Origin of the sequence: Protofrankia sp. CiP3 (genome assembly GCF_917627345.1) — a bacterium.
Classification (GTDB): Bacteria; Actinomycetota; Actinomycetes; order Frankiales; family Frankiaceae; genus Protofrankia.
In genome coordinates, this window is record NZ_CAKJTM010000009.1 from 74,564 (window position 1) to 91,200 (window position 16,637).

Here is a 16,637-nt window from a genome sequence, read left to right on the forward strand (position 1 = left end):
AGCGGCCCGACGTCGCACAGCCCGATTGCCCGCGCGAGCGCGTCACTCACGCCGGGGCAGGCCACATCGGCGTTCGTATGCGCGCTGAACAGCGCCGCACCGCCACGGATCAGCGTTGCCACGACCCGGCCACCCGCATCGGTCTCCGCGACGCCGTGAACGCCCCGGAGGAACAGCGGATGATGGGTGACCAGGAGCTGCGCACCACGATCAACGGCTTCCCGCGCGACATCGACCGTTGGGTCGACGGCGAACAGAACATGCCGGACCGGCATATCCGGGTCGCCGACGGTGAGGCCCACCACATCCCACGGCTGCGCCCAGGATGGCGGATAACAACGTTCGAACTCGGCAATACAGTCGGCCACAGTGCAATATGGTGCGGTCACCGTCCGGACACTACCCAACCGTGATCGGGGTGGCCGCTCCGGCGCGTCCATACCGAGGCCGCGTACGGCCACGGAACGCCGCGACGTACCGTGATCTGTGCGGCGGAAGGACCCGGACCGCACGTACATGCTGATCCAGGCATGCTCACGGCCGAAGGAGGCGCGATTATGACGCTTCCGCGCCTGTGCGGGCCTCAGGAGACCTACCCGGAGATGGGGATTGCGACATGGTGGATGTGTCCGTACGGTTCCAGATCGCCGGAGACGCCGAGGTGGTACTGAACCTGCCCACCACCCAGGCGGTGCGCCTAGTCGAAGCCATCATGCACAACGTGGCCGAGGCGATGGCGGCGCAGGCGCGTGGGGGCCAGCAAAGCCCACCAGGCTCGCAGGTCCAGCAGAACCAGCACCTTCAGCCGAGCCTCCAGGGAAGCATCGGCTGGGGGGACACCCAGCTACGGGGCGAGCCGCCGCCCTCGGGCCCCACCCGACGCCCGCTGGGCTGACCGTACGGGCCGCCCGGCTCCCGCTGGCCGGCCCACGAACGACGGAGGCGAGCCCACTGGATCATGGCGGGCCCGCCCGGCGGGAGCCGGCATCCACTCCCGCTTCTTCCGGGTGCGCACGGTGCTCGGTGGCGCTGAGACCGGCGGACATCGCCGGCCGCAGCACCGCCCGCCCGTCGGTGCTGAGGCACGCCGCCGGCCCGCCTCGGCGCCAGCGCGCACCCGGCCGCTGACGCACATCTGGACCGCTGACGTACATCTGGGTGGTGCCATGCGCCTGGGCTTACCGCATACCACGGGCACCACTGTGTACCGGAGTACACCGGGCACCGGAGTACCACCGGGCACCGGGGCGTGCCGGGGCACCGGGGCGCCCTGGCACAGAGCCGACGCGGTTTTCGCGTATGCGGTTTTCTCAAACGCAACACAACTCTAGATCAACCCGGTACAACTCCGCACAGTTGCCCAGCGGAAGGGACACAGATCACCCATGGCGGGGGACCTACCAGCCAACGAACAGATTGTCATGATTCATACGGATGCACAGGCGAGCGGCGCGCCTGCCGGGGAAGCGGATCCGGCCGAACCGCTCACGGCCGCGCAGGAGGGCACGCGGATACTCCACCGCTACGGCCGGCTCAATATCGTCAACGCGGCCGGCGCGACCGCCTCCCTGCGGCCGAACGCGCGGGCCACCTCAGCCGCTGAGACACACATCACCGTGATTGACCCAGCTGAGCTGAACCGGATCGAGCGCCTCGGCCTGGCAGCCTTCCAGCTGCGGAACAGCGCCGACTACGTGCGGGCCAAGCAGGACCGGATCAGGGCCGACGAGGCCTGGGACATGGACCGGTCCTGTACCGACGTCCCGCCGCCGCGAAGCTCGCCCAGACGCGCCCCGGACGCTGTCAACAGCCCCCCGGCCGAGCGTTCCCCCGGCTCCCCCGGCGCGGGCACAGCGCGGCCGCTGACCGCCACCCCCACGGCCACCGCCGTCGGCGACCGGACGGGCGAGCCAGTCGGGCACGCCGCTCCCGCCATGCCCACCAGCGGCTTCATGGAAGGCAGCATCGCCATCGGTCTGGTCATCGTCGAGGGGCCGACAGGCGATCTCCAGTTCACCGCCGCGGAACGCACCAAGGTCGTCGCGGAGGTCCAGAACGGGCTGTCCTGGTACGCAACCACCAATCCCGCCGCGGACCTCACCTTCAGCTACGACATCAGGATCGTCCGGATCTCGACGCCCGCGAACCCCGCCGCCGCCGATCTGGAGGCGCTCTGGCGGGATTCCGCCATGGGCCAGCTCGGATACACGCCGAACTTCGACGGGGTGTACGAGTTCGTCGACGATCTACGCGAGTTCCATGGCACCCGATGGTCCTACTGCGCGTTCATCACCAAGTACCCGTTGTCCTACTTCGCCTACAGCTCGGTCGGCGGCCCCCGGCTCGTCCTGTCCTACGACAACGACGGTTGGGGCCCGGACAACCTCGACCGCGTGTTCGCCCACGAGACCGGGCACATCTTCGGCTGCCCGGACGAGTACGCCGCCAGCGGTTGCGGCTGCGGTGGCGCCTGGGGACGATTCGGGACCCCCAACGGCAACTGTGACAGTTGCGCACCCGGCAGCATGACCTGCCTGATGCGCTCCAACAGCTTCGAGATGTGCCGGTACACCCCGAGCCACATCGGCTGGGGCCGCGGGGTGGCCGGCAACCCGGTCCTGGTGCAGGGCGACTTCGGCCAGGCCGGCAACTTCGAGCTGGTCGTGCCTTCCGCGTTCGCCGGCATGACCCACCTGTGGCGGGACAACGACGCCCCGGGCCTCCCCTGGCGGGAGCCGGCCCAGATCGCGCAGGCAATCGGCCGGATCGACGCGCTCACCATGATCCAGAGCCGGCTCGCGGCCCCCGGCGCGCTGGAGGTGATCGCCCGGACCGGCAGCTCGCTGGTGTTCCTCTGGCGCGACAGCGGATCGTCGCTGCGCTGGCATGAGCCCACCCAGCTGGCGAACGGCGCCGCGGGGACGCCGTCACTGATCCACAGCCGGTTCGGCCGGCTGGGTACGTTCGAACTGCTCGTCCCGGCTCCAGACGTCGGCCTGCTGTACCTCTCCCGTGACAACGACGTCGCCGGTTACCCGTGGAGCCGGCCCGTTCTCGTGGCGGCGAACCTCGGCCGGGTCGATTCGGTCAGCCTCATCCAGAGCAACTTCGGCGCCGGCAACCTGGGCGCCGGCAATCTGGAGGCCGTCGCGTCGGTCGGTGGCCGGCTCGTGCACCTCTACCGCGCCGATGACGGGCTGTGGCGGACCTCAGTGGTGTTCGCCGAAGGCACGGCCGGTAATCCCGTGCTCGTCCAGAGCCAGTTCGGCCGGATAGGCAACTTCGAGGTCGTCGCGCCATCCGCCGCCGGCGGCCTGGTCCACCTGTGGCGGGACAACGACGCGTCCGGTTTTCCGTGGAGCGCGCCGCGGGTGTTCGCCACCGAGCTCGGGCACGTCGACACGGTGACAATGATCCAAAGTTCGTTCGACCGGCATCTGGAGGTCGTCGCGAGAGTCGGCGACCGGCTGTACGCCATGGCGCGTACGTCATCGGGGACATTTGACTGGTTGCCCCCCAGCCGGATCTTCTAGTCCGGCTGGCAGCCCGCCCGTGGACCGGGCTCCGGGGAATCACCCGGGTTTCCGCCGGACCGGCGGGACCGGTCCGGCGGGTCCGGGCGCTCCCGCTCGGGGGAAAGCCGATCGGCGGCGTCCCAGGGCATTCCCTCCCCCAGCCGCCGCTTGCCTGCCAGCCGTGCGAGCCAGGCGTCGACGAAAAGGTTCTCCGTCGCGGTCAGGGTCTCGCGCAGGCCCGCCGGCACGGTGCGGGTGAACACGCCTACGACACCGGGCAGGCGGGCCAGCGCGTCGGCGCCCCCCGGCGGGGACACGACCAGGGCAAGCCGCGGTGGCAGGATCGCGGTGACCCGCGCCAGGCCGCGCAGCGTGCCGATCACCTGCCGCTGGTCGCTCCCGGCCGCTGCCGGCTCCGCGTCCCGATCGCCTGGATCATCACCGGCGTCTTCGGGACCAGCAGGCCCGCGCGACGGCACGGGCCACGACGGCACGGACCCTGCCGACGCGATGACGACCAGCAGCTCCGGTGTGGGCTCGACCACGCAAACGCCTCCCGCCGCACCCCACATCGGGGCAACCATATGTCGCATAACAGTAACGCGCAGCTGTCCAGACACCGTTGGCGCGCGCCCGGACAGCGCCGGACAGCGCGGACCACGAACGGCCCGCAGCGACGCACGCACGATCCCGCCCGGTCACCGTCCGCACGGCGGCCGAGCGCGCCGACACGACATCGAGCGTTCACCGAGCGACTGGCCCATCATGAGCTCGGAGCCTGATCGCGTCCAGCGCCCAGGACGCGCCCCGACCCGAAACGGGTGTTCCCGCCATGACCGAACGACTGGCCCTGTTCCCGCTGGGAACCGTGCTGCTCCCTGGTCTCCTGCTCCCCTTGGAGATCTTCGAGCAGCGCTACCGCGTGCTCGTCGCCGAACTGCTGGACCTTGCCGCGGGCGAACCGCGCCGCTTCGGAGTCGTCGCCATCCGCCACGGGCGGGAGACCGGGACGGACCGCATACCGGCCTTCCACGAGATTGGCTGCACCGCGAACCTCCGCCGGGTCGACCCGCATGCCGACGGACGTTTTTCGATCGTTACCTCGGGCGGGGCAAAGTTCCGGGTGCTCGCGGTGGACCAGACCAGCCGCCCCTACCTCATGGGTGACGTGGAGTACCTCAGCGACGGTATCGGTGACGCCCAGGAGGCGGCCGCCCAGGTCCCCGTCGTGACGAAGCTGCTCCGCGACTACGCCGCCCGGCTCGCCACCTCCCGGGCCGCCGAGATCCGGCTTCCCGATCTTCCCGATGATCCCCGGATGTTGTCCTATGTGGTCGCGGCCTCGATGGTGGCCCAGACAGCCGAACGCCAGGCGCTGCTCGCCGCGCCCGACGCCGCGGCCCGGTTGCGGGCCGAGCGGACAATCCTCCGCCGTGAGCTCGGGCTCCTCGAACGGTTCACCGCCATCGCCTCTGACGAGCACATCCGGATCACCCCCAGCTCGAACTGAACAGTGGGCGGCCCCGCCCGCGGCTGTCCTTCTCAGCCCGTCGGATCAGCCAGCCGGGTCAGCCGGCCGGCCCGCTCCGCCACGCGCCCTCAGCGAGACCGACAACCAGCTCAGGATCGCGAGCGTGAACAACGACACGCTGGGCAGGACGAGCAGGAAACCGGACGACCGCAACCGGAAGTCGACAAGCTGGACAGCAAGATCACCGGCCTCGTGCGGAAGCTGCGCGATGACCCGCGCGGAACGCAGCCCGTGGCCGATCCAGCTGGCCAGCACGGACCCGGCGATCCCGCCCAGCGCGAGTCCCACCGGAACCGGCCAGCCTCCGTTGCGGCCCCGCCAGAACGCGAACGCTCCCCCGGCCAGGCCACCGACCCCGCAGATCATGGCGAAGTACACGTCAGCCCCGGCCTGAGCGCCGAAAGCGAGCTCGCTTCCGCCAATCGCGGCCCGGACATCCAGACGCGGAGCCGCCGCGGCCCAGAGCAGTCCGAGCAACAGCCCAGCGGCGGCCATGGCAACCGCGCACACGACACCGGTGAGGATCTCGGCCCGTCCCACCGCCCAGAAACGGTGGTCACGGTCAGCGGTCACGTACGGGTCGTCGTCCGAAGCGGCGGCGAACCCCCCGAGAGCGCGCGACCGCGGAGCCTGGGGTGAGCCCGGCGTTCCTGCATCGTGCGCGTCCGGCAACGGCTTTGTCACCATTCATTCATCGCTGACAGCTGTGGCATCCATGATATTCGTGACATCCGCGGCCTTTGGGGCTCTAGCCCGGACCGACGGCAGCGCGGCAGGACGCCTGCTGGGCATCGATCCGCGCGATCGACGATCCATCAGGCACGCGCTAGCCCCGGGCATTGCCGGCACGCCGCAACGCCAGGCTGGCCGCGGTCAGCGTGATGACCGCGACCGCCGCGCACACCAACAGGTCCGCGGCGGCCGCGGCCCAGTCGACGGACGGGCGGAACGCGGCGGCCAGCACATCCACCGCGTACGTGCTGGGCACCAGGTCCCGTAGCACGTTGGCTCCGGCGGGCAGCCGGTCCGCCGGGATGATGCCCACGAACAGCACGACGCTCATGCCGACCTGCCCGGCGACGGTGGCCAGTTCCTGCCGTGGGGCAAGCAGGCCGATCGCGGCCCCGATACCGGCGAGCGAGGCGCCCGCCAGCACGGCCACCGGTAGCAACAGCCACAGGCCCGACAGCGGAAGGCCAAAGAGCAGCGCGCCCACCACTGCCGTGATGACCGTCCCCGGCACCGCGAACGAGGCATAGGACGCGGCGGTGCCGAGGACCACCGCGCTGCCGGGAATCGGCAACGTCAGGTAGTAGTCGAGCGCCCCGGCCGCGCGCAGCGCCCCGAAGCGCTGCGCGAGCAGGTTGAGCGCGACGAAGGCCACCACCAGCACGGTTGACCCCGCGACCACCTGTTCGCTGGTTGTTTCGTTTCCGGTGTCGACGACCCCCCGCAGCAACAGCATGATCCCGAGGGACTGGAAGGCCGCGACGAACAACAGCGGCACCCGGGCCACCCGCCCGCGGGCAAGCTGACCGGCGTAGACAGCGCGCAGTGCCGGACCGAAGCGGGTGTTGGGTGGCAGCGGCACAGTGCCAGCCACGGTCACGGCGGCACCCACCGTGCCGCTGTCCTGACCGGCACCGCTCTGACCAGCACCGCTCTGAGCCAGGGATGGCTCACCGGCGGACTGGGATATCGCGTTGTACGCGGCGGCGGTCATGTGCGCTCCAGGGTGCGGGACGCGCCACCAAGGGCAAGGTAGACATCCTCAAGGGACGGCGTCGCCAGGGTGAAGTCGTCAAGGGCGGCGAAGGCCGGACCGGCCGTGAGCCGCGCGAGTGCCTCGCGCGCGTCGGCCGCGGTCATCCGCGTGGTCCACCGGCGACCGGTGATCTCAGCGTGCTGGGCGAGCCGCGCGATGGTCGGGTCGTCGCGCGGCGGCTCGGACCGCCAGACCAGGTCCAGCCGGACGTCCCCGCTCACCGACGCCTTGAGCCGCCCGGGAGTGTCGCAGGCGATCACCCGGCCGGCGTCGAGGACGGCGACACGGTCGAGAACCGTCTCCGCCTCCAGGACGTTGTGCGTGACCAGCAGCACGGTGACGCCCGTGGTGGCGCGGCGCCGTTGCAGCGCCGACCACACCGCCCGCCGGGCCGTCGGGTCCAGCCCGGTCGTCGGTTCGTCCAGGACGAGGACCTGACGGTCACCGACCAGCGTGCAGGCAACCGCGGCCAGCCTGCGTTGGCCACCGGACAGGTGCCGCAGCGGCCGGCTCGCGATCGGCGCCAGCCCAAGCTCGTCCATGACGGCTGTCCGTGCCGCCCGGGAAGCGGCGCGGCCCAGCCCGCGCAGGCGGGCGGTCGTCTCCACCGCGACACCCACCGGGAGATCCGCGAGGGCCGTGTCAGCCTGACCGAGATAGGCCGCCAGCCGGGGCGGGATGTCCGGCCGGGCGACAATGTCCCACCCGAGCATCTCGATCGACCCCGTATCCGGCCGGATGAGCCCCATGAGCTGGCGCACCAGCGTGGTCTTCCCGGCCCCGTTCGGCCCGAGGACGCCGAACACCTCGCCCCGCTCGATGTCGAGGTCGAGGTCGCACGTGGCGAGGACGGCACGCTCACCGACGCCGTGCCGGCGGGTGAGCCCACGCACGGCGTAGCTCAGCACGCGGCCCATTGTCGCAGCCCGCGCGCATGGGGGTGGCCGGAGGGCGGGCGCGGGATGTGCCCATCACCTGCCCCGGACACGGTCATCAGCACTCGCCATTCGCCGGCCGGTGGGCCTGACCGCGGGTCCGGACCCGGAGCGAGCCCAGTATCCACAGCGCCTCGACCCCGTCCTTCCAGGTCAGTTTCTTCCCGTCCGCCCGGGTGCGGGCCTTGTAACTGATCGGCACCTCGAACGGCCGGATACCACGGGCGAGCAGCTTGGCTGTCACCTCGGCCTCCATCCCGAAACCGGCCCGGACGACGTCCAGCTCGCGGTACAGGCTGAGCGGCATCAGCTTGAAACAGGTTTCCAGATCGGAAATGTAACTGTCGAACAGGACGTTCGCGGCAAGCGTAACCGCCTTGTTGCCCATCACATACCAGAACGAGTACGCGGTGTTGCTGCTGAACGTCCTTGAGCCGTAGACGACCTGAGCCTGGCCGGCGACAACCGGTTCGAGCAGCGCCGGGATCTCTTCGGGCGCATACTCAAGATCCGCATCGCAGATGACGAGGTAGTCACCGGTTGCGAGCTGGCTCGCGGCCCGGACCGCCGCGCCTTTGCCACGGTTCACGGCCTGGTGGACGACAACCACTCGCTGATCATCGATGTCGTCGAGAATCGCCCGGGTTCCGTCCGTGCTGCCGTCGTCGACCACTACGAGCTCGACCTCGCAGGGGTAACTGACATCAAGCACCCGCTTGACCGCGGACGCGAGGGTGGCATGTTCATTGAACACCGGCATCAAGACAGAAAGCTTCACATTCGCGAACATTACGCTGTGATCATCCGCTGGCCGTTGACCACCACTGTCGGGTGGCGCCAGGCCGCGGGCTCGACCAGGGGATCCGCGGGGAGCCCGACCACGGCCGCGTACGCTCCCGCTTCGATACGCCCCGACGGCCGCTGGCCGTCAAGCCCGGCTGCCCGCGCCGCGCCGGAGGTCGCCGCGCGCAGCGCGCCGAGGCGGCCCAGCCCGGCATAGGCCAGCCGGTCGAGCTCCCGGGGATCGACGCCGGGCGGACGGTTACCCGCGCCGCCCGCATCGGTACCGTAGATCAGGGAAACACCGGCGCGATGGAGCAGCGCCGCGTTGCGCCCGGGCGCGGGGCCGGCCCCGGAGTGACACTGCAGGGTCGACACCACCGGCACGCCAGCGGCGGCGATCCGGTCGACGGTCTCGGGCGGCAGCGGCTCCAGCGGGACATGGGCGAGCTCATCCACGCCCGCCCGCAGCGCCAGCTCCACCGCTGAGACGGTCAGCGCGTGCGCGATCACCGGTAGCCCGGCCGTATGCGCGGCTTCCAGCACGATCACGAGCTCCTCGTAACGCAGTGGCGACCGCCCGGCCCGCGCCGGGCCCGCAACGTCCCCGAGACACACCTTGATGAGATCAACACCATCCGCGATGAGGCTGGTGACGACTTTGCGGGCCGCGGCGGGGCTGTCGGCCACAGCCAGCGCGTCGAGCGGGTCCTGTCCGGCCCCGTTCCGGCCAGCCGGGTCGTCTCGGCCCGGCATAACGCCGTTCGACGCGCCCCGGCCCCCGCGCACCCGGTCCGCGGCCGGCGGGTCCGCCGTCATCTCGCCCTCGGTCCCGCGGCCCGCCGCGCGGCGAAACACCAGCCGGCGGCCGCGGGAGCCGCCCGCCGCGTCCTGGTCAGGCGCTTTCCGGTCGCCGGGCGGAGCGGGCCGCGGATGTCGCGGGTCCGCGGCGCCCACCACCCGCGGGCCAGTCCCGGCAACCGCGATCGGCGCGGCGACACGCCAACGGGCCAGCCGCACGATCGGGGAACCCAGATCACGCACAGCGACGAGTCCAGCACGCAGCTCATCGTGTCCGGATGCCGCGGTTGCCGCAAGATGAACATGAGCATCGGTGACCCCCGGCCCGATCCAGGCGCAGTCGATCACACGCAGGCCACCCGGCAGCACCACCGTGTCCCGAGGCCCGATCGCGGCCACCCGGCCGTCCATGCCGATCACGACCACACCCTCGAAGGGGAGGTCCGCGATGCCGTTCCAGACCCGGCCGCACAGCGCTACACCCCGCCCGAGCTCCTCGCGGACGCGGCCCCGGCCTGTCACAACCCGGCGCGCCGCCCGCAACGGCACGACGACAACGGCGGGCAGACAGCCCGAAGGGGCGCCCTCGTGCCTCACCACGGCCTGCTCGGCGGCATCATGAACGCAACCAGATCATGCACACAGCCGGGAACAGCGGATCAGACAGCACTGCTCATCCACACCACGATGTCGAGGATGCGCAGCGGCGTCAGGGGCGGTCCGCCATCAGGGACGAGGGCGGACAACCGGCGGAACTCGTCGGCGTTCTCCCGCAGGTCGTACTGCATCGCCCTGACCAACAGCTGCATGTACTCACGCCAGGACCGGCCGTCCCGCGGCGCCGGCGGGATGCAGCGCTCATGCTGGTAGAAGATCCTGACCTTCGAGTCGAACAGCGGCACCAGCCCGGCCCGCTTACGGTGCAGGACCTTGGCGATCAGGGAGCCCTTGACGTCCCGGTCGAAGACGTCGGGATCGTCAAGCGGGTCGTACAGGGCCGCAACAAGATCAAGAGTGACCTCGTCGGCCTCGATCAGCTCGATCCCCGGCGGCAGCTTGTCCAGCGCGCGTTGCAGCAACGGCATCAACGCGGTCAGCGTGTGCATCCGGTCGACATCCACCTGGACACCGAGCAGGCAGGCGGCGAGGAGATCGCCCGTGCACAGCAGATCGGAGTCACCGTTCGTGGTGAGCCCATCATAGTAAGGGTAGGCATAACGCAGGCCTCGCTTGCGCGGACCGAGGTACTCCTCAAGCAGGCTCTCCGCGTCGAAGACCTCCCGGGTGCCCATCGCCAGCTTCACCGCAGGGGCTCCTCAAGTCGTCTCGTCGTGTCGTTGGTGACGGCCGGCGTTGGCCGCCGGGCACCGCAACCTTCATATCGCCCGGCGCCAGCCGTAACGCCCGTCCCCCGACCATCCTCCTCTGTGACTGTCACGACATGGCAGCGGCCCAGCTCAGGCCGCCGGCCGCGCGCGCATGGCCCACGGCACGCGGTCGGCAGCCCGTCCATCAATATGATCTTTTGAGACCGACAGGGGCAACGAGGACGATCGGGTCAACCGAACCCTAAAAGATCGTCTTTCGCTCGGCAACCATGGTCAGTCACAACCAGGGTCAGTCAATGGACTCGGCGGTGACCCGGCCGGACTTCACGGCCTCGACAAGCGCGGCGTGGTCGCGCTCGTTCTGGTTGGCGTACGCTTCGGCGAACTCGGCAAGGGCCCGGTCGAACACGTCGCTGTTGCCAAGGTAGGAGGCGATGGCGATACGGTCCCCGGACCTGGCATGCGCGCGAGCCAGCGTCGCACCGCACAGGGCCGCGAACGACCGCATGTTCGCCGGGGGCATCTCGTCAACCGGCGCGATGCCCTTCCAGTCATACAGCTGGCGGACGTAGAAATCCCGCTGCCGGCCGTCCGGACCGGTCGCCCGGTGCCAGCCGAGAAAAATGTCGCTGGCCGCCTGCATCAGCCGCTGCCCGGAAACAACGCGCTCGCCCTGGTTGGCGTACTCACTCGCCGGCAGATAGTCGGCGAGCACCGAGACGTCCGCCTCCTTCACCTGGAGAAAAAGCGGGTCCTGGTCGTCGCGGCCGAGCATCAGGACGATCCAGCAACGGGTACCGACGCTGCCAACCCCGACGACCTTGCGGGCGACATCGACAAGATGGTACTGACTGAGCAGGACACGACGGTCCGGCGACAGGGACACCCGGTATTGTCCGATTACCTCCGCCAGTTGTTCAGCGATTGCGTCACCCTCGACCCCGGGAAACAGGTCGACGATCGGTACCAGCAACGGCGGATCCGCCGCAATCCGGCGCTCACCATCACGGATCGTGGTCAGCTTCTCGAAGGCCCGCAGGCTGTCACGGCGCCGCGCCGCGCCCACCGTCCGCTCCACCCGCTTGCGCCGGGCCTTCGTGAGCCGATCCAGATACTCGGCCTCGAGCCGCTCGACGTCGACACGGGTGTACCAGACGGCGAGGTTGCCCATAGCCGCGAACCGGTGCATCCACTCCCGGTAGAAACGGACCATGGTTGTCACCACCGACCGGCTTTCGGCCCGGCTGAACCCGTTGTGCCGGCCCGCGATGACAAGGCTTGCCGCCAGCCGCTTGACGTCCCATTCCCAGGGGCCGGGCAGCGTCTCGTCAAAGTCGTTGATATCGAACATCAGACGTCGCTCGGGTGACGCGAGGAGGCGGAAGTTCACCAGATGGGCATCACCGCAGAGCTGTACGGTTATCCCGGTCCGCGGTGTCCTGGAAAGGTCACCGGCCATGATGGCCGCCGCGCCCCGATAGAACCGGAACGGCGACTCCATCATCCGGCCGTACCGGATCGGCACGAGTTCGGGCACGCGGGTGGACGACTGTCGCTCGATCACGTCGATCGGGTCGGGTCGCCGTGGTGACGGGGAGAACTCAGCATGGCTGGAGCGGGAAGCCGTGGCCCGCGCCGCCCGCCCACGGGCGGCGCGGGCGTCCGGGGTCGCGAAACGACCGCCGACGTGCAGGGCACGGCGCCCGTTCACGGATGTGGCAGGTTCTGTCAACGTGTTCATCGAGATCCTCTCCACGGGATGTCGGCCGCGGACAGAACCTGCCCCCGCGTCCCCATGACCAACCCGCCGGCAGCGCTGCCGGAGAACTGACCGGCGCTGGCCGGGCTGATCAGTGCCGCAGGAGAACCCCGTTCGGGCGGCTGGCCGTGAGGGTGACAGTGCCGGACCAGGTCAGGGAGCCGCCCGCCGGCATCATGTCGGCGCCCAGCATGAACGCCCGGTCCACCCCGGTCACCGTGATCGTCGACCCGAGGTCGAGCACGCCGGTCAGCACTCGCACCACTTCGATCGCCGCGACGTCGGCAAGGCGTGTCCCCGCGGGTAGTTCAACCGCGGTGGCCACGGCGCCGTCCCGGCGCAGCGACCAGCCCGTGATCAAATGGTCTGACCGGTAGAGGACCCCGGGGTTCTCCCGCAGCCGGACGCCCACGGTCACGCCGACCCAGCCGAGACCCGGGCCGGCCGGTCCCGTGGTGGTCTTGCGGATCACGATGTACAGGTAGTTACGCGGGTCCGACAGCGCGGGCGTGTCCGGCGACGCCACCGGTTCGATCTTTCCCTCCCGCCGTACCTCGGCGGCACAGACCTGATAGGTCCAGGGAAAAGCGTCCATCATCCGCTCCCGGGCCTGCCCCGGCGCGGGTTCGCGGTCGGCGGCGAGCAGAAACCGCATGCCGGCATCGACAACCACGTCGCACACCATGTTGTTGGTCGTACACGTCTGGAGCAGCGGATGCCCGTGCTCGAAACGCCCGTGGAAAGGCAATGCCACGTGGCCCGGTCCCTGGTAAAAGGCGCTCCCCGGCACCGTGGACCCGTTTGCGTCGACCTCGACCCGGTAGACCCACTCGATGTCGGTCAACCGTCCCCAGAGCGCCTGCTGCGACGCGGCGTCGGCACCGTTGCCGCCGTCCTCGTTGCTCCACATGACGCTGTACTCCAGCATGGTGTGACCAGGCTCTACGGGCACAGCTCCGGCTGGCACGGTGCCGGCTGGCACGGTTGTCCGGGTGTGCCAGGCCAGGAGCGGGGTGTCGGTGTGGCTGTTCTGGAACCGGCCGCCACCGGCAGGCAGGGAGCGTCCGTACAGAACGGGGGCATGTGCCAGCGCGAGCGCGCCGGACACCGCTGTTGCCGGTGACACCGGTGTTGCCGCCTCCGGGGAGGGCGAGACCGACGCCGACAGCACTCGGAGCGTCACCGTCCGGGTGGCTGCCGCGGACGCGGCCGGGTCGAAGGCGAGCGTGAGCGTGTGGATACCGGCATGGACATAGCCAAGCTGGACGCGGCTTGTGATGTCCCGCGCGGACAGCACGACGATGTCGGTGGCGAGCTGACCGTCCACCGCCACCGACACCACCGCGGACTCGGCGCCCCGGGTCGCCCAGTCGGCACCGGGTGCCTGGGCGCTGACCTCCAGTAGGCCCTCACCGCCGGTCCGTGCGCGCAGCGTCAACGGGTGGGCGGGGCCCGCGCGCTCCAGCGTGATCGGAGTCCCCGGGGCGGCCGACGCGCCACCGGCCCCGCCGCCTCCCAACATGTCGGTCAGCAGGACGGCGGCAACCAACGGCGCCCGGCATGCCCGCCACATCCACCGCCCGTTCAACGCGGTTCGACGTGGTTCAACGCTGCTCGGGCCGCAGCGGAACAAGGGTGGGCGCGGGTGCGGATGTGCCGGGCGGCGCGGTGTCCACCAGCCGAACCGACGCCATCGCGGCGAGGAGGGCAAGCTGATCGGCCGGGGCCCGCACAACCGCCCCGTACAGGCAGGCGCAGGAGCCGCTCAGGGCTACCGCCTCGTCCCCGGCACGCTCCCGCGTGACAGCGTCAGCGGCGGTGGCAACACGGTGCGCCGCGCTCTCGGCGGCCTGCGTGAACGCGGCCGGGATGTCACGAGCCGGGTCCCCGACATCGGCGGCCAGGATCGGCCCGTCAGGGGGAACCCGGAAGAACACCCGCACGGTGCGCAAGTCGCCGAGCAGAGCGTGCGCCTGTTCCGGTGTCCGGTAGCCGGGGAAGCTGACGGCCGCATAGATGTCGGGCTGCTCGGGAGCGAGCGCCAGCGCGGCGAGCCGCACCCGGGCCGCGGCCAGATAACCGTCCATCGACTCGTCCGGGCGCAGGGACGTCCGCACACTGTCCGTCCCGACATCGGCCCGTCCACCAGCCGGCCCCCGCCACAGCGCCGCGGCCGCGCTCACCCCGATGACGCCGACCACCCCCAGCGTCACGATCCGTGCGGTCCGCTCGAGCGGCAGCCTGCTGGCGACGCGCCGCGCGCCGCCCACCCGCGCGGCGATCCCGGCATCGTCGGGGCAGGCCCGCACGGGCTCCGCTGCGGCCTGCCCGGCCAGGGCATCGCCGTCACCATCGCCGTCACCGGCGGGTACTGGTCGGCCGGACCGCGCCCCCAACGAGACGACCATATCCCGCGCCCGAGCCGGCAGCCCAGCGCGGGCCGGCAGCCCAGCGCGGAGGTGCATCGCGCGCACGGCTACGGCATCAAGTGCCCGGAGCACGACCGGGAGCGCGCGGTCATCCAGGCGGTCAAGATGGTCCAGCACAGCCCGCGCCGCCCCGCGCCCGACAGGCCCGCGCTGAACCAGCGGGCCCCGTACCGCCTGGCCCCCGACGGCAATCATGACTGCTGCCGGAGCAGAGACACCGCCCCCGCCAGATCGGCTGGATCAGGACTGGTGAACGTCATCCACCGCCCGTCCCTGGGATGGGCGAAGGACAGCCGAGCGGCATGCAGCCACTGCCGGGCCAGCCCAAGCCTGCTGGCGAGAACCGGGTCAGCGCCGTAAGAAAGATCACCGACGCAGGGATGCCGCAAGGCCGACATGTGCACGCGGATCTGGTGTGTCCGGCCCGTCTCAAGGCGCACCGACAGCAGGGACGCGGCCCGGAAGGCCTCGTCGGTGTCATAGTGGGTGACGCTTGGCTTCCCATCCGCAACCACAGCGAAAAGGCCCGGCTTGCGCGGATGACGGTCAATCGGTGCGTCCACCGTGCCACTGGACGGATCAGGATGTCCCTGCACCAGAGCACGATAGATCTTCTCCACCTCCCGCTCCCGGAAGGCGCGCTTCAACACGGTGTAGGCGTGCTCACTTTTCGCGACAACCATGACTCCCGTGGTGCCGACGTCCAAGCGGTGGACGATGCCCTGACGTTCGGCAGCGCCGCTGGTCGCAATGCTGTAACCAGCGGCGGCGAGGCCGCCGATCACCGTTGGCCCGCCGAAGCCGGGAGCTGGATGGGCGGCCACGCCCACCGGCTTGCTCACCACGACGATGTCACCATCGTCGTGGATCACCTCCAGGCCGGGCAGCGGGGTTGCCTCCAGCTGGACCGGTCGCGGCGCCGCCGGCAGTTCGACGTCAAGCCACGCGCCGCCGGTCACCCGATCGGACCGGCCTCGCACCGTCCCGTTGACGCTGGCGTAGCCGGCATCAACAAGCGCGGCCGCGGCCGTTCGGGATAACCCGAACATCCGAGCGATGGCCGCGTCCAGCCGCAGGCCGTCCAGCCCGTCAGGCACCGGCAGGGCGCGTCTGTCCCCTCCGCCCACTAACGGGCCCCCGCTGCCGCTCACGTCTCGCTTTCACCGGTCAGGTCACGTGCTTCCGTCGTACGCTGCCCGTCGACGCCGACACCCCGCGCCCCGAGGATGACCGCGAGGATCCCGCCGATCACGATCGCCGAGTCCGCGATGTTGAAAACCGGCCAGTGGTGCAGGTGGATCCAGTCCACAACATGCCCGCGCAGCGGGGCCGGTGCCCGGAAGACCCGGTCGCTGAGGTTACCGAGCGCGCCGCCGAGCAGGAGCCCGAGAACCACCGCCCACGGTGTGGACTTCAAGGTCCGGGCGGTCCGCACAATGACCACGACGACCGCGACGGCCACCAGGCTGAACAGCACGGTCGCACCACCGGCGAGGCTGAACGCGGCCCCGGGGTTGCGGGTGAGCCGAAGGTCGAGCACACCGGGGATCAGATCGATCGGCGCCCGGTCCGACATATGCGCCACCGCGACAATTTTTGTGATCGCGTCAGTGGTGACGACCACGAGACCCGCGCCCACCAGCGTGGCCACCGCCCGAGCCGACCGCGTGGCCGCCCGCGCCGTATCCCCGGTCACCGCAGCTGGTGGCCCGTCCCGCGACCCGGCAGTCCCACCCTCACCGGTGGCTGACGTCTCCTGCACCTGGCCTACTCTACGGCCAGGGCACACCGTGG

16 protein-coding genes are annotated in these 16,637 nt (G+C 70.5%); 3 read left to right on the plus strand and 13 right to left on the minus strand.

The features are described from left to right. On the minus strand, nucleotides 1-368 hold a 368-nt coding region (locus MJ797_RS05570), incomplete at its 3' end, for a Nif3-like dinuclear metal center hexameric protein (protein ID WP_374581501.1). A gap of 248 nt (nucleotides 369-616) precedes the next feature. Between MJ797_RS05570 and MJ797_RS05575 the strand changes: the two genes are divergently transcribed. Beyond that, entirely contained in the window at nucleotides 617-895 is a 279-nt protein-coding gene (locus MJ797_RS05575) for a hypothetical protein (RefSeq protein WP_239332502.1), read from the plus strand. A 490-nt stretch (nucleotides 896-1,385) separates the two neighbouring features. Then, nucleotides 1,386-3,533: a hypothetical protein gene (locus MJ797_RS05580; protein WP_239332504.1), complete on the plus strand. Its 2,148-nt coding sequence runs from the start codon at nucleotides 1,386-1,388 to the stop codon at nucleotides 3,531-3,533. Here the strand turns inward: MJ797_RS05580 and MJ797_RS05585 are convergent. Then, complete coding sequence (locus MJ797_RS05585; protein ID WP_239332506.1) at nucleotides 3,530-4,060, minus strand: hypothetical protein; 531 nt, start codon at nucleotides 4,058-4,060, stop codon at nucleotides 3,530-3,532. The genes MJ797_RS05580 and MJ797_RS05585 overlap by 4 nt on opposite strands. Before the next feature lie 287 nt (nucleotides 4,061-4,347). On the opposite strand from MJ797_RS05585, the gene MJ797_RS05590 reads away from it, so the two are divergent. Next, entirely contained in the window at nucleotides 4,348-5,025 is a 678-nt protein-coding gene (locus tag MJ797_RS05590; protein ID WP_239332508.1) for an LON peptidase substrate-binding domain-containing protein, read from the plus strand. A 45-nt stretch (nucleotides 5,026-5,070) separates the two neighbouring features. Here the strand turns inward: MJ797_RS05590 and MJ797_RS05595 are convergent, their stop codons facing one another. The 11 genes from MJ797_RS05595 to lspA all read right to left on the minus strand — a co-directional run bounded on the left by MJ797_RS05595 (nucleotide 5,071) and on the right by lspA (nucleotide 16,605). Further along, nucleotides 5,071-5,733, minus strand: a complete 663-nt coding sequence (locus MJ797_RS05595) for a hypothetical protein (RefSeq protein WP_239332510.1) — start codon at nucleotides 5,731-5,733, stop codon at nucleotides 5,071-5,073. 139 nt (nucleotides 5,734-5,872) lie between these two features. Further along, the gene (locus tag MJ797_RS05600) at nucleotides 5,873-6,769 is read right to left on the minus strand and encodes an ABC transporter permease (protein WP_239332512.1); all 897 of its coding nucleotides are present in this window, start codon (nucleotides 6,767-6,769) and stop codon (nucleotides 5,873-5,875) included. Next, complete coding sequence (locus MJ797_RS05605) at nucleotides 6,766-7,728, minus strand: ABC transporter ATP-binding protein (RefSeq protein WP_239332514.1); 963 nt, start codon at nucleotides 7,726-7,728, stop codon at nucleotides 6,766-6,768. The genes MJ797_RS05600 and MJ797_RS05605 overlap by 4 nt, the downstream gene beginning before the upstream one ends. A 76-nt stretch (nucleotides 7,729-7,804) precedes the next feature. Beyond that, entirely contained in the window at nucleotides 7,805-8,536 is a 732-nt protein-coding gene (locus MJ797_RS05610) for a glycosyltransferase family 2 protein (protein WP_374581505.1), read from the minus strand. Beyond that, nucleotides 8,536-9,924 carry an amidohydrolase family protein gene (locus MJ797_RS05615; protein ID WP_239332518.1) on the minus strand — a complete coding sequence of 463 codons (1,389 nt, stop codon included), beginning with the start codon at nucleotides 9,922-9,924 and terminating at the stop codon, nucleotides 8,536-8,538. The genes MJ797_RS05610 and MJ797_RS05615 overlap by 1 nt, the downstream gene beginning before the upstream one ends. A 62-nt stretch (nucleotides 9,925-9,986) precedes the next feature. Then, nucleotides 9,987-10,631, minus strand: a complete 645-nt coding sequence (locus tag MJ797_RS05620) for a DUF6308 family protein (protein ID WP_239332520.1) — start codon at nucleotides 10,629-10,631, stop codon at nucleotides 9,987-9,989. 313 nt (nucleotides 10,632-10,944) lie between these two features. Beyond that, complete coding sequence (locus tag MJ797_RS05625) at nucleotides 10,945-12,396, minus strand: DUF2252 domain-containing protein (protein ID WP_239332522.1); 1,452 nt, start codon at nucleotides 12,394-12,396, stop codon at nucleotides 10,945-10,947. A gap of 109 nt (nucleotides 12,397-12,505) precedes the next feature. Beyond that, nucleotides 12,506-13,987, minus strand: a complete 1,482-nt coding sequence (locus tag MJ797_RS05630) for a hypothetical protein (protein WP_239332524.1) — start codon at nucleotides 13,985-13,987, stop codon at nucleotides 12,506-12,508. Nucleotides 13,988-14,018: 31 nt separating this feature from the next. Beyond that, nucleotides 14,019-15,038, minus strand: a complete 1,020-nt coding sequence (locus MJ797_RS05635) for a hypothetical protein (protein ID WP_239332526.1) — start codon at nucleotides 15,036-15,038, stop codon at nucleotides 14,019-14,021. Further along, complete coding sequence (locus MJ797_RS05640) at nucleotides 15,035-15,940, minus strand: RluA family pseudouridine synthase (protein WP_374581508.1); 906 nt, start codon at nucleotides 15,938-15,940, stop codon at nucleotides 15,035-15,037. Before MJ797_RS05640 ends, MJ797_RS05635 begins: the two co-directional genes overlap by 4 nt. 50 nt (nucleotides 15,941-15,990) lie before the next feature. Next, on the minus strand, nucleotides 15,991-16,605 hold the full coding sequence (gene lspA / locus MJ797_RS05645) for a signal peptidase II (protein ID WP_308128281.1): 615 nt from the start codon (nucleotides 16,603-16,605) through the stop codon (nucleotides 15,991-15,993). Nucleotides 16,606-16,637 lie beyond the last annotated feature (32 nt).

Coding starts and splice junctions, on each gene's coding strand:
- MJ797_RS05575 (WP_239332502.1), top strand. CDS start 617: ATGGTGGATGTGTCCGTACGGTTCCAGATCGCCGGAGACGCCGAGGTG.
- MJ797_RS05580 (WP_239332504.1), top strand. CDS start 1,386: ATGGCGGGGGACCTACCAGCCAACGAACAGATTGTCATGATTCATACG.
- MJ797_RS05590 (WP_239332508.1), top strand. CDS start 4,348: ATGACCGAACGACTGGCCCTGTTCCCGCTGGGAACCGTGCTGCTCCCT.
- MJ797_RS05595 (WP_239332510.1), bottom strand. CDS start 5,733: ATGGTGACAAAGCCGTTGCCGGACGCGCACGATGCAGGAACGCCGGGC.
- MJ797_RS05600 (WP_239332512.1), bottom strand. CDS start 6,769: ATGACCGCCGCCGCGTACAACGCGATATCCCAGTCCGCCGGTGAGCCA.
- MJ797_RS05605 (WP_239332514.1), bottom strand. CDS start 7,728: ATGGGCCGCGTGCTGAGCTACGCCGTGCGTGGGCTCACCCGCCGGCAC.
- MJ797_RS05610 (WP_374581505.1), bottom strand. CDS start 8,536: ATGTTCGCGAATGTGAAGCTTTCTGTCTTGATGCCGGTGTTCAATGAA.
- MJ797_RS05625 (WP_239332522.1), bottom strand. CDS start 12,396: ATGAACACGTTGACAGAACCTGCCACATCCGTGAACGGGCGCCGTGCC.
- MJ797_RS05630 (WP_239332524.1), bottom strand. CDS start 13,987: ATGTGGCGGGCATGCCGGGCGCCGTTGGTTGCCGCCGTCCTGCTGACC.
- MJ797_RS05635 (WP_239332526.1), bottom strand. CDS start 15,038: ATGATTGCCGTCGGGGGCCAGGCGGTACGGGGCCCGCTGGTTCAGCGC.